This is a genomic window from Nonomuraea sp. NPDC049400 (assembly GCF_044466425.1).
Taxonomy (GTDB): domain Bacteria; phylum Actinomycetota; class Actinomycetes; order Streptosporangiales; family Streptosporangiaceae; genus Nonomuraea.
Window position 1 is genome coordinate 1 of sequence record NZ_JBITMP010000066.1, and the last position, 13453, is coordinate 13453.

General features: G+C 65.9%; 15 protein-coding genes. 5 read left to right on the plus strand and 10 right to left on the minus strand.

The annotated features are described in order from the left end of the window. Nucleotides 1-664 precede the first annotated feature (664 nt). Nucleotides 665-1792, plus strand: a complete 1128-nt coding sequence (locus ACIBVN_RS52960) for an SMI1/KNR4 family protein (protein ID WP_397149205.1) — start codon at nucleotides 665-667, stop codon at nucleotides 1790-1792. A gap of 776 nt (nucleotides 1793-2568) precedes the next feature. Next, nucleotides 2569-3513 (plus strand): bacteriocin fulvocin C-related protein, encoded by a 945-nt coding sequence (locus ACIBVN_RS52965; RefSeq protein ID WP_397149207.1) that lies wholly within the window; start codon nucleotides 2569-2571, stop codon nucleotides 3511-3513. A 9-nt stretch (nucleotides 3514-3522) separates the two neighbouring features. Here ACIBVN_RS52965 and ACIBVN_RS52970 read toward each other — a convergent pair whose 3' ends face one another. The 4 genes from ACIBVN_RS52970 to ACIBVN_RS52985 are packed head-to-tail and all read right to left on the minus strand — an operon-like array spanning nucleotide 3523 to nucleotide 6440. Further along, nucleotides 3523-3708 (minus strand): hypothetical protein, encoded by a 186-nt coding sequence (locus ACIBVN_RS52970; RefSeq protein ID WP_397149209.1) that lies wholly within the window; start codon nucleotides 3706-3708, stop codon nucleotides 3523-3525. A 20-nt stretch (nucleotides 3709-3728) separates the two neighbouring features. Then, nucleotides 3729-5057 (minus strand): hypothetical protein, encoded by a 1329-nt coding sequence (locus ACIBVN_RS52975; protein WP_397149210.1) that lies wholly within the window; start codon nucleotides 5055-5057, stop codon nucleotides 3729-3731. Then, the gene (locus ACIBVN_RS52980; protein ID WP_397149212.1) at nucleotides 5054-5719 is read right to left on the minus strand and encodes an ABC transporter ATP-binding protein; all 666 of its coding nucleotides are present in this window, start codon (nucleotides 5717-5719) and stop codon (nucleotides 5054-5056) included. Before ACIBVN_RS52980 ends, ACIBVN_RS52975 begins: the two co-directional genes overlap by 4 nt. Further along, a complete protein-coding gene (locus ACIBVN_RS52985) occupies nucleotides 5712-6440 on the minus strand; it encodes a PadR family transcriptional regulator (protein WP_397149214.1) in 729 nt (242 codons plus the stop codon). The genes ACIBVN_RS52980 and ACIBVN_RS52985 overlap by 8 nt, the downstream gene beginning before the upstream one ends. A 48-nt stretch (nucleotides 6441-6488) precedes the next feature. Between ACIBVN_RS52985 and ACIBVN_RS52990 the strand changes: the two genes are divergently transcribed. Then, on the plus strand, nucleotides 6489-6815 hold the full coding sequence (locus ACIBVN_RS52990; protein WP_397149218.1) for a hypothetical protein: 327 nt from the start codon (nucleotides 6489-6491) through the stop codon (nucleotides 6813-6815). A gap of 226 nt (nucleotides 6816-7041) precedes the next feature. Here the strand turns inward: ACIBVN_RS52990 and ACIBVN_RS52995 are convergent, their stop codons facing one another. Together ACIBVN_RS52995 and ACIBVN_RS53000 are read right to left on the minus strand one after the other, a co-directional pair. Further along, nucleotides 7042-7326 carry a hypothetical protein gene (locus ACIBVN_RS52995; protein WP_397149220.1) on the minus strand — a complete coding sequence of 95 codons (285 nt, stop codon included), beginning with the start codon at nucleotides 7324-7326 and terminating at the stop codon, nucleotides 7042-7044. Between the two features lie 223 nt (nucleotides 7327-7549). Beyond that, on the minus strand, nucleotides 7550-8035 hold the full coding sequence (locus ACIBVN_RS53000; protein WP_397149222.1) for a hypothetical protein: 486 nt from the start codon (nucleotides 8033-8035) through the stop codon (nucleotides 7550-7552). Between the two features lie 482 nt (nucleotides 8036-8517). Here ACIBVN_RS53000 and ACIBVN_RS53005 point away from each other — a divergent pair, with 482 nt between their 5' ends. Both ACIBVN_RS53005 and ACIBVN_RS53010 read left to right on the plus strand, forming a co-directional pair. Beyond that, nucleotides 8518-8907 (plus strand): hypothetical protein, encoded by a 390-nt coding sequence (locus ACIBVN_RS53005; RefSeq protein ID WP_397149224.1) that lies wholly within the window; start codon nucleotides 8518-8520, stop codon nucleotides 8905-8907. A 184-nt stretch (nucleotides 8908-9091) separates the two neighbouring features. Then, nucleotides 9092-9820: a hypothetical protein gene (locus ACIBVN_RS53010; protein ID WP_397149226.1), complete on the plus strand. Its 729-nt coding sequence runs from the start codon at nucleotides 9092-9094 to the stop codon at nucleotides 9818-9820. A gap of 206 nt (nucleotides 9821-10026) precedes the next feature. On the opposite strand, the gene ACIBVN_RS53015 is transcribed toward ACIBVN_RS53010, so the two are convergent. The 4 genes from ACIBVN_RS53015 to ACIBVN_RS53030 all read right to left on the minus strand — a co-directional run bounded on the left by ACIBVN_RS53015 (nucleotide 10027) and on the right by ACIBVN_RS53030 (nucleotide 13442). Then, nucleotides 10027-10506 carry an AAA family ATPase gene (locus ACIBVN_RS53015; protein WP_397149228.1) on the minus strand — a complete coding sequence of 160 codons (480 nt, stop codon included), beginning with the start codon at nucleotides 10504-10506 and terminating at the stop codon, nucleotides 10027-10029. 330 nt (nucleotides 10507-10836) lie between these two features. Continuing rightward, the gene (locus ACIBVN_RS53020) at nucleotides 10837-11379 is read right to left on the minus strand and encodes a hypothetical protein (protein ID WP_397149230.1); all 543 of its coding nucleotides are present in this window, start codon (nucleotides 11377-11379) and stop codon (nucleotides 10837-10839) included. A gap of 273 nt (nucleotides 11380-11652) precedes the next feature. Beyond that, the gene (locus tag ACIBVN_RS53025) at nucleotides 11653-12000 is read right to left on the minus strand and encodes an SDR family oxidoreductase (RefSeq protein WP_397149232.1); all 348 of its coding nucleotides are present in this window, start codon (nucleotides 11998-12000) and stop codon (nucleotides 11653-11655) included. A gap of 1250 nt (nucleotides 12001-13250) precedes the next feature. Further along, entirely contained in the window at nucleotides 13251-13442 is a 192-nt protein-coding gene (locus ACIBVN_RS53030; protein WP_397149233.1) for a hypothetical protein, read from the minus strand. Nucleotides 13443-13453: the final 11 nt, after the last annotated feature.

Below are 13453 nucleotides of genomic sequence, written 5' to 3' on the forward strand. Positions count from 1 at the left end.
TTCGTCATGATGGACGCTCCCCCCGAAGCGTTAAGATGATCTACCTTGACTAATCTACCCGTAGTGATCGTTTCCACACTTAGAGTGATATCCCCTTCTTGTCCTGAGGGGAGACGGCTCCGTACGTGGCGCAGGTGTAGGTACGTTCGGGCAGAGGTAGTGCGCTTGGTTCTCACTCCGCACTGTGCGCAGTCCATGGTGGTGTGCGGGGTGGACGAGCCGCAGGGTGCGGCCGTGCTTGCGCGCCATCTCGATCAGGGCGTGCTTGACGCCGATAGCCGCGTCGGCGGCCTTACGCGCCACGGCTCACCGTGGCGGCGTGGCTGGCGAGGGCCCGCGGCTTGGAGAGCGGGTCCCTGTCCTCCCGCTTCACGAGTCTCCGTCAGCGGCGACGTCGTCTCTTCACGACGCTGTCTGTCAGCCATTCCGCCACCCGTTGGTGTCCCCATTGCCTGTCCGCGGCGGGTGAGATCACGCATGGAGGTGTTCGCCTTCTCAGGGTCACGCGCGAACGGAACCGCTGCCCAACACCCCGAACGACACACCCAGCTGCGCTCCCGCGGTATGGATCACCCGATGGACGCCATCACCTGGCACCGGCAATGTCGGTGACGCCTGATGGAATTCGCGGGATCAGATCGGTGCGACGTAGTAGGAGCCCGCCGTGGACCGTCATGCATGGAAGCCGTTCCTGCAGCGCTGGAGCGAGGAGTGGCGCATCGCCCACCCCGACGACGAGCCGGACGGCGACCCCTGGCTCGGGCGCCCGCCCGCCACCGAGGAGCAGATACGGGCTCTGGAGACGCGTCTGGGGTGCGCGCTGCCTCCATCATTGCGGGAGTTCTTACTCGTCACCAACGGCTGGCGGCACGCGGGCAACTTCGTCTGGAGCCTACGCGGCACCGAGGAGATCGGCTGGCTGGCCGATCTGGAGCCGATGTGGGCCGAGGCCTACGCCGACTGCTATGAGCAGGACGCGGAGCCCGCGGCGGCACGATCGTTGCTGATCTCCCTGGACGCGGACGCCGGCGTCGTCTACCTCGACCCGGGCGACGTCGACGAGCGCGGTGAATGGGCGGCCTACGACGTGTTCTCGTGGACGGCCATGGGCCCCAACCGGCACGGCTCGTTCTACGAGAAGATGCATGCCTTCTACGCCGCATTCCACGCCCTGGACCGCCCCGAATGCGAGACTCAGCGTGCATGGGACGCCAAGGTCGAGGACGCCCGGCTGGCGAGCCTGCGCGGTGAGGTAGACCGCCCACTGGGCGTGTTCGCGCAGGCCGCGCGGTTCGGCCGCGACCGCGCCTCGTTCCTGCACTTCCAGATACGGACCATGTTGAGGCACGAGGACGACGACCCGTTCTACCGGCTGCTCACCAACAGCGACACCCGCTCGTGGACCCTCGACGAGGACCTGTTCGCCGCGCAGGCCCTGCCGCTGCTGTTCACCGCTCACGAACAGGCCCGCCGCTTTAGCTCCGGTTCCACGCTCCAATTCCTGCGGGAGCGCGGCCCGCAGCGGGTCAAGCACCTGATCGGCAGTCATCAGGCGCAGCAGAAAGAACCGGGGTTCCGGCTCTGCTTCGGCAACCCGGAATTCGACGCGGCCGCGCACGCCGCTCTCGACGCCGGCGAGGACGCCTGGCCGCGCCTGCGCGACGCCCTCGCCTACTGGCGGCCACTCCATGAAGACCATCTCGCACCGATCGCCCTGCTGGCCGACCCCCGGGCCGCCCGCCTGATCACGCCGGAACGCGGACGCGAACTCCTGGCCACGAGACGGGGCTGAACGCACATCGGTTCGCCGCCTCAGATCAGCGGCGGTAGTCCGCGGTTCGCGCTTCACTCTGCGTCGCAGCATGCGTGTTTCCAGACCAAGCCGCTAACCTGGCCGAAGTGATCGGAGAGCCTCTCACAGCGTCCCGAGGCCGACCACGGCACCCGGCAACTTCGAAGGCAAACGCGACTCGATCGGCGGGAAGGCATCGGCTCAGCCGCACAGACCGCCTGCACACAAGGGCGTGGCCACGTTGTCGCCACCGGCTTCAAATGAGCGAAAATGATAACCGTTTACTATCCATGCTAGAAGAAAGTATGGGCGAAGCCCATTCCTTTCTGGTTTGTGGAACAGGCAGAAGTAGTGACACCCATGCCACTTCCTTTACAATGTAGATCCGCCTCTGGTGATGTGGGGACATCGAAGCTGCTGGTGGCCGCCGGGAACTGACCGGGAACGCCGAGACATGCGAGCCAGGACAACTGACCCTGAATGCTCAGGATGGTTGCACCACAGCGTGCTGCGCGACTGGGCCTCGAGCGACAACCTCAGGCGAGCCGGCACGGCAACCCTTGACTGCGTGTGAGCGGCCGCTCCTGACGTGACTGGGCGACAGAAGGCCTGGACAAGTGACAACAACGATGGCGAGTCACAACACGATTTGACTCCGACTCTTGGTTCTCTGACAAGTTTCGTTTACGCTGCTTGACATCAATTTACCGATCACGCGCTGCAAGCCCTCGCCTCTACGCAGGTTGAAGGGAGGCAAGCGCAATTGGGAGGGCGTTGTGGCTTCAAAGCCTGCCACCTGGGTCTTAGCATTCAACGAATCGTGTTCCCGATGTCGAACGATCGCCGAGAAGGTAAAGCAATCGAGCGGCGATAAGCTCGACATCCGCCCACTGGCCCATCCTGAGATTCAGGAGTGGCGCACCGAGGCCCTCGGAGAGCACGCGCCGTGGGCTCCGACACTGATCAAAGTAGGCCCTCATGGCGTGCAGGCCTGGACCGGCGCGGCCATGGCCCTGCGCCTCCTCGCACGTCTGGGGCCGCGCGTCACCTGGAGTGTGTTAGCCGCTCTCGGTGAATCCCGGGGGAACCCGGCCGACTCTGACGCCAACAAGTCTCAGATGGGACGCGGACAATTCCTACGTCTGGCGGGGCTGGGGATAGCTGCGGGCGTTCTCTTCGGCAAGGCGTCACCGGCGCAGGCAGATCCTGGGGGGTTATCTCCCGCCCAACAATGGGCCAAGGACAACAAGGACCACCTGCCCAGCACGTACCGCGTTTTCTCTGCGCATGACATGCCGCATCGCAAGGCCATCTACGCGGAGCTGCCCCCCAGTAAGAAGGGCAGTCTGTGGAGGGAGCACCTGGAAAGCTATCGCCACAATCATGCCGGCCTCACGGCGCAACAGCATCAGGCGATCGATCAGGCTCTCCAGGTCGTGCGCGATGAATCCACGTTTGCTGACGTCGGGACCGCCGCGGTCCAAAAGCGGATAGAAGACGTTAAGGCCATCGTCCTGAGCGCGTTCGGTCGCGACGAAGCGGCCCTCCTGATAGCGACCCTCGGCCCTCCCGTCTCATCTACTCTGCTAGCGCGTGATTGCGACTGCAGCGCCTTTGATGACATGTGCTGGGGGAGCACCTGCTATCTCGGCGGCTGTACGCGTAGCTACGCCGGATGCGGGTCATTCTGGCTGCAGTTCTGCGACGGTTTGTGCAGATAGAAAGCCTGTCTACTGGGCGATGTCGATGTCAGGGCGGGAATCAAGACCACCGGCAGACGCCAGCACCGGTCCCACCACGAATCGTCTGAACAGGGTGATGCTCCGGGTCACGAGCGCGCCATTCCCAGATAAGGGGACATGGATGACCATGCTAATCCCGCGCTCGTGACCGTGCGTCGCCTGCAGGATGCCCACGCCATACAAAGCATCCTTTGTCAGGGTGCGCGGAGATCCTCGATAGCGAGTGACCGGCGCATGAGCGGCTGTGCGGCGCGCGCCACCGCCACGGCGGCAAGGACGCCGATTCCAACCGCAAGAACGCCTTGAATGGTGGCGAACGCCAGCGCGGCGGGTCGGTGACTGTAGACGTCGGCCACGATCAGGACCACCAACGCTACTCCACCTATGGCAGCCACGGCGCACACCGGCAGAGCCGCGATGACGGCTTGGCGGCTCACGACCACGCTCAGGGCGCGGATCGGGACACCCGAGGCAGCCAGAGCCGCAAGCGAGCGCCGATGGTCCAGCAGGGCTTCCGCCTGGTGCACGATCAGTGCCGCGGCCGAGGTGATCAGCGCGATCAGCAGGGCGAAGTACACCAGCCCGTAGGTCATGACAGGAAAGGCGTACGACTCGTGCAGCAGGAGGACCGGCGCCTGCTGAGCACCGACAGCAGAGCCGAAGAACACCGTCAACCCCACCACCGACAGCGCGCGCGCCCAGCCACGCGGATCAGCTTCGACCATCCGAGCCGCGACCAGCGTCTCTGCCGTCTTGGCGCGGCGACCGGCCCATCGTGCGCTCGCTCTGATCAGCCAAGCTGCCCCTAGGACCAGGCCGAATAGCAGGAGCACCCCTCCGACGGCCATCGCCAATCCCGCACCATACGGGCCACCCAGCACAAACCGGCCCTTGCCTGCCCAACTGGCGCCCACCAGGCCCGCGCCTGCCAGAACCAGTATCAAGTCGACCGCCTTCGGCCCGGCCGGGCCGGTCCGCCGGGCAACGCCGAGCGGGGAGGTCACCACGTGCCGACCCGCCATGAGCCCCGACAGGACACCGCCTACGGTGAGGGCCACGAACAGCGCTGCGATCATCAGCGGCGACAGAAACGGTACAGCGTCCACGAACCACGACAGCGCCCGGTTGGCCAGCGCATACAGCGCGAGTCCGAACAAGGCGCCCATCAGCGTCCGTTTGCCGCTCTCGTAACCGCCGAGCAGTCGCACGTCGCGCGGCGTGGCTCCGGCCAGCCGCAGCGCCGCCAGCCGACGTTCCCTGCTGGCGGTGGCCAGGCGGCTACTGAAGTGGGCGAAGGCCATGACGGGGACGACGAGCAGGGCAAGTGCCAGCGCCGTCACGGCGCGCCTGTCCTGCGTGGACAGGACGCTGACGTCGACGCGCGCGTCGACGTCCAAGGCCAGCAAATTGGCCGCCAGGCACACCAGCAGCATCGCCGTGGCGGCTCCGGCGGTCATCAGCCGGCCGCGTATCCGCTCCTTGGGTGAGGCGCCCTTGGCGAGCATGCGCATGATGGTGATCATGCGCTCACCTCCGCCAATACCCCGCCGTCACGCAGTACGACTTCCCGGTGAGCGTAGGCGGCCACGCGATTGTCATGCGTGGCGATCACCAGTGCTGTGCCTTCCATGCGGGCGGCAGCCAGCAATTCCTTCATGACACGCTCGCCGCCCAGCGAGTCGAGGGCGCCGGTTGGCTCGTCAGCGAAGACCACGCGGGGCCCGGTGACCAGCGCTCGAGCCACCGCGACCTGTTGCAGTTGACCGCCGGACAACTCCCCCGGCCGCTGATCAGCGACATCCGGCACGCCGAGCCGTTCCAGCCACGTCTGGGCAGCACGCAGCGATTCCTGACGCGCTCGACGGTTGAACAGCAGGGGAAGCGCCACGTTCTCCACCGCGGTCAGTTCTGGCACCAGGCCCCCAAACTGGAAGACCAGGCCAAAGGTGTGGCGGCGCAAGTTGGTGAGGTCGGTCTCGCTGGCCGTGTCGATGCGCTGTCCCTCGAATCGGATCTCACCGGTTTCGGGGCGGATGATGCCGGCCAGACAGTGCAGCAGGGTGGATTTGCCGGACCCGCTCGGCCCAGTGATGGCGACTATCTCTCCCTGGCTGATCTGGATCGATATGTCGTCCAGCGCGACGGTTTGGCCGAAGGTCTTGCGTAGCGCGCGTGCTTCAAGCATGGGCGTCCTCTGACTCTGAGAGTTCGGCGAGCCGGGCCAGGGCGGTCTCGATCCAGGCCAGGTCTGTATCCAGGTGCTGGAGGGCATAGTCGGCAGCCAGTACCTCGGCAGGAGAATCGGCGGCCTCTTTTTCGGCGGTAAGTTCTCGCATGCGTGCCAGATGGGCGGCACGCTGCCGCATCAGGAAGTCGCCAACAGGTGCTCCCAGAGTGGCCGCCACGACGACTCGTGACACGAGCTTGCTGGACACAGTTGATGCGGCCATCTCAACCTGCTCCAGCCATCGGGACAGCTCAGCGCGGCCTTTCTCGGTGATGGCGTATGTCGTACGTTCTGGGCCACCGTCCTGCGCCGTCTCGGCGACTTCAGCGAACCCATCTCGCTGCAGACGCTCCAGCGTCTTGTAGACCGTGCCGAAGGCGAGCGGCCGGGCACCAGAAAGCAGCCGATCGTGGGCGTGCTTGAGGTCGTATCCGTGCCTGGGTCGCTTCGCGAGCAGACCAAGAAGCACATGTCCTGTAGACATACCGGCACTATACACTTTGCACATGTGCACAGCGAATAGTGGCTGATCATCTGGCCTGGCCGAATCCTGAGATCTGCAGGTTGTTTGGCCCGGCTCGGCAATGATGTCGCCGAAACTGATGAGATCATCAGCGAACATCGGCCGCTGAAGCCCCTGACGATGCACAGGCGTGAGCCCCGGGGCAGCCGCGCCCACGGCGAGAATCCAGCGACCTGGGGTAAGCGGCTGTCCACGGTCCTGTCCATGCGGCAGATCTTGATGCTCGCCCAGGAAGATGAGGAGCCGTGGCGCAACAGCGAGCCGGGCATTCCCTATTGGGAGGGGATCAGGGACCTTCCCGGTGTCGAGGAATGGGTGTCGAAGCGGGCCGCTGATGGTCTGGCGCGGGCCCGCGCCGCAGCGCTCCAGGCTCAGGCCAAGCTGGAGCCATGCACCACTTGCCAGGCTCGTTTGGGTGCCTGGTGCCGGACGAAGAACGGCCACGTCGCCGAGTCGTTCCACAAACCGCGGTTGAAAGCCGCCGCCGCCGTCGTTGATGAAGCGCTCGCCGAACGCTCGCAGGACGCCTGAGAGGCGGGTTACTCAATCGCGCTCGCAGGTCGGCAAGGGCCGCGCTGCCTCGAACGCCGGGGAATCGGCCGGGCGGCAGCGGGGCGAGCAGAACGCAGCCGGGCCGAGAGGCGTTAGCCACAACGGCAGCAGCTCCAGCGGCAGATCGCACAGCAAGGGGCTCTGCGGCCCTGTGTGCTTGGGCAGGCAGGCCTTCCGGTGGCCGCGAACGGCTGTGCCTGCATCCTTAGCCGTCCGCGAATCGTTCCAGCGACCAGCGCCGTCGCGCCACGTCCAGCGACAGCATCAGCACACCAGAGCCGTGCCCTGAGCAAGCCTGCAGCCGGTAGTGCCAGATGTCCAACGGCGCGTCGTAGGGCAGATCCTCTCGCCACCACTGGCGTGTCGTCGCCCACGTCGTCTCCAGCACCGCCTGCACCTGGTAGATGCGCACGCCTCCACGGCGAGGTGTCCAGGTGAACTCCACTGGCCGTCCCAGCGGGTAGACCGGATCGTCATCGGCTACAGTCAACACTCTTACCTGCCGGTCCTCCCCCATCCCATCAAGGTAAGCGCCGCTGACGTGCAGGAGCTCACGACGCGCACGAAGGTGCCGAGCCGGCGGACGTGAGGGTGCATCGGCGGCCGACGCGGTCAGCATCGGCGCGCTACGCCGTGGTGCGCGCAACCATCACACCTTCACTGCGGGACAAGCGTGCCAGCCTCAACAGCCCACCGTCAGCCGGCCACGGCGCTCAGCCGATCCCGAACTCCGTCGGCATGGGCTGGGGCAGAAACATGTTCCCCGCCCAGTCGGCCGGGATGCGATACCGCTCGAACGTCTGCTCCGCGGTCAGCCCGGCGGCCGAACCGACCTCGGCCAGGCTCGCCCCGTACATACGCGTCCACTGGGCGGCGTTCTCCTCATGCTCGCGCAGGCTCTCTGCGAGGATCCTGGCCACCATGACGAATGCCAGCCTTAGCTGCTTCTGCTGCTCGGCGTCGCGCTGATCGACATCCGCGTCGGTGTCCTGGCCACTTTCCGCCCGGGCGTACCGCCACATCAAAGCACGCACCTCGTCGGCGAGCTGTTCCATCGGGGTACGGGAAGTCTCGGCCACCGCCCGTAGCGTCTCCATCGTCTCCCCGCTTCTCTGGGCTGCGCTTTCGGGCGTGTCCGGCCGGTCCAGCCACGCCTGCTCGGCCGCCTCCAACTCCGCAGAAGCGTCCTCGATTGGCACGGTGCGTCGGTCCCGAATCTGGTGCCGAGGATCATCGGGGGTGATCATCCGGCCAAACTACCGGCTCACGACGCGGAACCCAAGATTCCAGCACAGGATCAGCTCAGCTCCCACAGCATCATGCGGCATGTAAGGCGGCTTCGGCGTGCGGCGATACTCGGCGAAGGGGACTCCGCCCATGGTCTACCTTGATCGACCGTCACCTGGGCGGCTCGAAACTCCCCGGGGCTGACCCGCTCGACGTCAGCGCTGACCACGGCACGTGGCGCGACCGGACACTCACCCCGCGGCCCCCAATCCGCCACCAAACCGCTGCGCAACAGCGCGCACCTCCCGCCTGACCACCTGGCCAGGATGCTGTGCTCGGCGCCGGACACCTGCTGAACAGGCCTGGTGCAACCCAGGCTGATCAACTACGTGGTACAGAGAAGGTGCCGGTCACGCCATAGCGGCCGCCAGACGGCTGTGGCTACGGTAAACGGGTGGGTGACTATCGGGAGGCGGTCGCGCGCTGGATCCGGCAGCTCACCATTGTCCTCGACACATCCCTGACCGATCAGGAACAGGCCCAGTTGATCGGTGAGGTGAACGGGCCGGTCCAGTTCACCATCCAGCTCCCCCCCTACCGCTGGGCCTGGCAGCAGGCCGTCGCCCGGGACGTGATGGAAGCCGCCGCCGAAGCGGGCATGGCGGCGTTGAACGAGCATCTCAACCCCGCGATGGAGACAACCCGTTATCTCCTGGAGCGGCTCAGCGAGGCCACCGGCCGTCCGCTCGAGGACCTGATGCAGGAGATGTCCATCGTGCTGGACGCGGCGGTTGCCGCCGCCGAGAATCCTCCCCACGGCCAAGGCCCGACCGATGACAGCTGACGCTGCAGCGTATGAGCCGGCCACACGGGACGATCCAGGCTTGCCCGCTCTCACCGACTTGCTCTGCGTCGCCTGCGCCCGCCCTTCGACGCCAGCGCCGACAGCTGACCAAGCAACCCACCCACCACACCATCTGCTCGACCGCCAGAGCGCCATCCGCCGACCACACCAGGGAGAGCCGACCGTGAGCCTGACACCCCCGGATCTGAACCTCACCGACCCCACGAAGGGGTATACGCACTTCGTTCTGTATGTCGAGGCCCAGATCGGCGCGGCAGGTTCGGCGTGGAACGCCACGGTCTCCATCGAGCGGCAGTCCCCGTACGCGCGCGAATGGTTGGACCGCCTGGTGCGCTGCGAACCGAACGCGCTGCACGTCACGCTCGTGAACACCCAGGACATCCCCAGGCTGTTCGACCCGTGCGTGGACGATGACAAGGACAGTCCCGCGGCCGTTTCGGGTTCGGGCTGTGTCTGCCACCGGACCTGGTACGACCCCGTGTTCGACCTGCCCGTCGTCGGAAAGCACTTCCGGACCGTCGGCGCCGGCACCGACCAGTGGACCTACGCCACCTACGCTCCTCTGGACCTGCGTCCCAACGATGTCTTCGCCAGCCTGGTCATCGATCGGATCAGCGACCTGTTCTGGATTCGCACCACCGCGGGCACGCTCTCGTTCCTGCCGGAGCACCACTCCCGCGGCTACGACGTCGGCCGCCCCGGGGGAGGCCCCGGCGCCTTCGCTGAATACGTGCACAAACTGATCGCCTCTGATGGGCAGGACACCGCCATCGGAGGTCTGCCCCACGGACAGCACGTCGACCCGCACATCCTGGCCTGGGTGACAAGCCAGGACGCCAACCGCACTCAGGAACTGACCTTGGAGCAGCTGAAAGCCATCCAGCGCAGGTAACCCCCGCCCCCCGCACCCTCCCTTCTACGCCCTGGCGAGACCTACAGCCTGCTGCGCCAGCACTTCCCCAAGAGCACCCACCTGTCGGTTCACACGCGCGTCACCTCCGCCGTCGCCGCCGAGCTGAACACCTCGCAAAGCTCTTGACGACCTGCGCCTGAACCCAGAAGCAGTGAGGCAGGAGGGCCTGTCCCCTGCGCCCCCGGTCACGGCATCGTTTGCGCGAGTTCCTCAAGCTGCTGGACGACCTTGTCGATCGGCGCAGAAGCGTCAATCTCGACAGTGGAGGTGGCCCTGAGCAGCGGCTCCACGTCGGCCAGGTCACGCAGGATCGCCTCACGTTCCTCGGGGCGCTTGCCGAAGGGGTTGGTGGTGCGCGTCGCGATACGGGCAAGCAAGATCTGAGCAGGAGCGCTGAGCAGGACGACGTGGTCGAAGTGCGGGTAGAACCGGCCCTGATTGGACTTGCAGCCGGCCACGAAGAGGGCGCCCTCACCGTGGTTGGCGAGCAGGTCCCTAATGGCCGGCTCCCGCCACACCCAATCGGTGGATCCATCCGGCAGGGTCACCCAGTGGCTCCATTGGTCGGTGTCGGTATCGACGGCGCGATGTCCCCTGGCCGCCAGCATCTCTAACGCCGTGGACTTGCCGGTGCCCGACATCCCCGTGACCAAGATCTTCGCCATCAGCCGAGGTTACCGGACCGCTCTGATCTCGGCCGGCTTCTGTCGCCGACGTTGGCGATCTGCCGACCTCCGGTCATGGGTTTCCGTATCCCCCGCATCTCGGGGGATACGGAAACCGCGTTGGCTCGCTCTGCTGGTCGCCGCGAGCAAGTGATCATGGTGTTGCGACGAATCCTCGAATGCGCCGATCAGCCCTCGGCGGCCCTGAGACGAGCTGATGGCGGTCGCCCTCGACGAGTCGCCAGTGAAGCGGTGGATTCGTGCGGGTGCTGCTCGGCCTCCGGAGGCGGGACCCGCTCCGGCGGCCAACCGTCGGGGGACGAATCGGTATCAGCTGACCTCGATGAACGAGTCTTCGTCCAGGGCGAGAAGATCGTCGGCCGTGATGACGTAGCGGCCGAACTGCTGCTTGCGGCGGTGCAGTTCGGTGTAAACGGCTGCGCTGCCGCGGATGGTCATGAAGCCGGCGTAGCTGATGCGCTGGATGCCGTCGCTTCCGGCTGAGTCATCGCAACTCGGTCCGTCCTCGTTCTCATCTGGCACGAGGAGTTGGTGCTCCTTCGTCGCCCAGGCACGCATCAGGTCGTTGCGCGTCCCGGAGGCGATGGCGGTGAATTCGTCGCGATCGATGATGACGTACTCGTCCTGACCCCGGTAGAGGCTGGCCGACCACCCGGCCTCGATCGCGCCGTTGCGGGGATAGGCAGACAGCAACGACCACTCGCCCGCTGAGGCGCTGATCAAGTACGCAGGCCCGGCCTCGCCGTCGACGGGCTGCAGACCAGTGACAGCCCACCCTGCTTCGAGCAGCCGATACAGATCGGCGGACAGATCTGCCGGGAGGCGCTCGTCGCGGCCAAGGTCAGGTTCCATGGTTCTCCTGGTCGGTGGGGCCGATGGGCAACGCGCTCGAGCCTATCGGGCACGCTCGCGCTCCCGGTCCGGAGATCATCCATCGGCTGTGCTGCGGTGACCGTGCCGACAGCGCTCGGGGACTGAGTCAGCCCGGAATGTCGGTGAGAAGTAGCAGCACCCAGAGACCAGAAGAACCACCTATAGCGATCAGGCGATTACCGAGAAGGTGCCTCTCGACCTCAAGATCATATTTGTTGAAAGTGCAGCCTCACTCACCGCCCCGGCTCTCTTTCAGAGAGCGGTGCGGAAGCCGCCGTTACTGAAGAGGTGTTGACCGTTGATCCACTGGCCCTGCGGGGAGCAGAGGAAGGCGACGAGATTGGCCGGCTCCTCGGGGCCGGCGAGATGCCCCGCGGGGGTCTGCTTGCTCCCTGCAATACGGATTTCGTCCGTCATCCACCCGGTGTCGATGGGGCCGGGATTGATGATGTTGGCGCGGACGCCAAGATGGGCGAACTCGTGGGCGGCGGCGAGGGTGATGCGGTCCAGGGCGCCTTTGCTGGCGCCGTAGGGGAGGTTGCCGACGACGTGGTCGCTGGTGAAGGCGATGATGCGCCCGGGGTCGGCATCGTTGGTCATCCCTTGAAAGCGCCGCCCGAACTCGCGGATGAGCCGGACGCTCGCACACGGTGAAGCCTTTGTGGCACCCGAAACCATCGGACGCCAGGAGCTTCGCGCCCGTTACGACACTGTCGCTAGTGCTCATCAGGCCGTAGGGGAACGACGTCGGCCGCGGGCTTTTCCAGGAGTTCACGCAGCTCGGCATTCTCGGCGGTGAGCAGGCTGACGACACGGACCAGCGCGGATTGCCGCGTAGATCTCCACTTTGGTCATTCGCGCCATTCGGGCCCCTTCCCGACCAGGAGCACAAGCAGCGTCTCACCGCAACGCCTGAGGTGGGGCCAAAAGTCATCGGAACGTCACCAACCGGATACACGACGCACCGATGGTGGGGCCGGATCCGACGCGTAAGTGGGGCCTACTCACGCTCGTAGAACCAGCCTGCCCGGAGTGTGATGGCGCGTCGCGGGGGATCACAGCCAGCAAACCTTTCAGGGCGGTGAGGACGTCTTCTGCGGAGGCGTCGTCTGCGTGGGGTTCGGCGAGGGTGGTCGTGTCGGAGCCGGCTGGCGCGAGCGCCGACGGCGCCTCGCTTCCCCTCCTGCCGGCCGTCCCAGTTAATGATCTCGGCCCCGAGGTCCGGCTCACCGCTGACCTGATGGAGCTATGCCCGCCTTCCTCGATCTGGCCGAACGGCTCGGGAGCGGCATCCTCTACCTGCACGCGCCCCCGTTCGTTCCCGTCGGCGCCGGGGACGACGATGTTCCGCCCATCTGCTTGAGCACAAGGGTGCGATCGGCGAAGTCGTCGTCGCGTTCGTGACGAACGGCGTGATCCACTACTGGCAGGAGCGCACCGCCTGGTTCCTGGAATGGCAACGCCTCGCCGAGCGACGCCCGCCGTTCCGGCTCCCACCGCCGGCCGACGATGAATGACATTGTTGGGCTGGTTACGCAGGCGCTGGACGCTATCCGTGCACATCATGGATGCGGTTCGGCGTGACATGCTCGTAGAGCACGCTCGCGGTCTCTGGTGGCTTGTTCTCGTTCAGGCCGCCGATGAAGATCTGTGGCCGGTCCAAATCAACGCAGGCTGCAGCTCGTCCAGTACCCCTGGTTGCCGTCCCGTGGTCGACTCAGACCAGCTCTGTGAAGCTCTCGAAGTTGGCGTGCAGGTCGGTGAGGTCGGGCCGCTCCTCGGCTGAGTTCAGATTGCTCATCAGCTCCAGCCGCGCGCTGAGCGCATCTCGGCCTGGGCACCGTCAGTGCTCACATCTCCTCGCCGGCCCGTGTGCTGACCATGATGCGCACCCGCTCGGCTTGGGCCAGCCGCTTGGCGGAGTGCGCTCCATTGGCGATGTCGCGCCCGTGGCCAGCGATGTCAAGGCGGACCGACACCATGCTTCGCACGCGGAGCACTTGCAGGGCATCCTCGGACGCCAGCCACGCCGTCATGGTCACCGGGTGATGGA

Excerpts from the sequence above, each read along its gene's own strand:
- ACIBVN_RS53015 (WP_397149228.1), bottom strand. The coding sequence starts at position 10,506 with ATGGCGAAGATCTTGGTCACGGGGATGTCGGGCACCGGCAAGTCCACG.
- ACIBVN_RS53025 (WP_397149232.1), bottom strand. The coding sequence starts at position 12,000 with ATGACCAACGATGCCGACCCCGGGCGCATCATCGCCTTCACCAGCGAC.
- ACIBVN_RS52975 (WP_397149210.1), bottom strand. The coding sequence starts at position 5,057 with ATGATCACCATCATGCGCATGCTCGCCAAGGGCGCCTCACCCAAGGAG.
- ACIBVN_RS53020 (WP_397149230.1), bottom strand. The coding sequence starts at position 11,379 with ATGGAACCTGACCTTGGCCGCGACGAGCGCCTCCCGGCAGATCTGTCC.
- ACIBVN_RS52990 (WP_397149218.1), top strand. The coding sequence starts at position 6,489 with ATGCGGCAGATCTTGATGCTCGCCCAGGAAGATGAGGAGCCGTGGCGC.
- ACIBVN_RS52980 (WP_397149212.1), bottom strand. The coding sequence starts at position 5,719 with ATGCTTGAAGCACGCGCGCTACGCAAGACCTTCGGCCAAACCGTCGCG.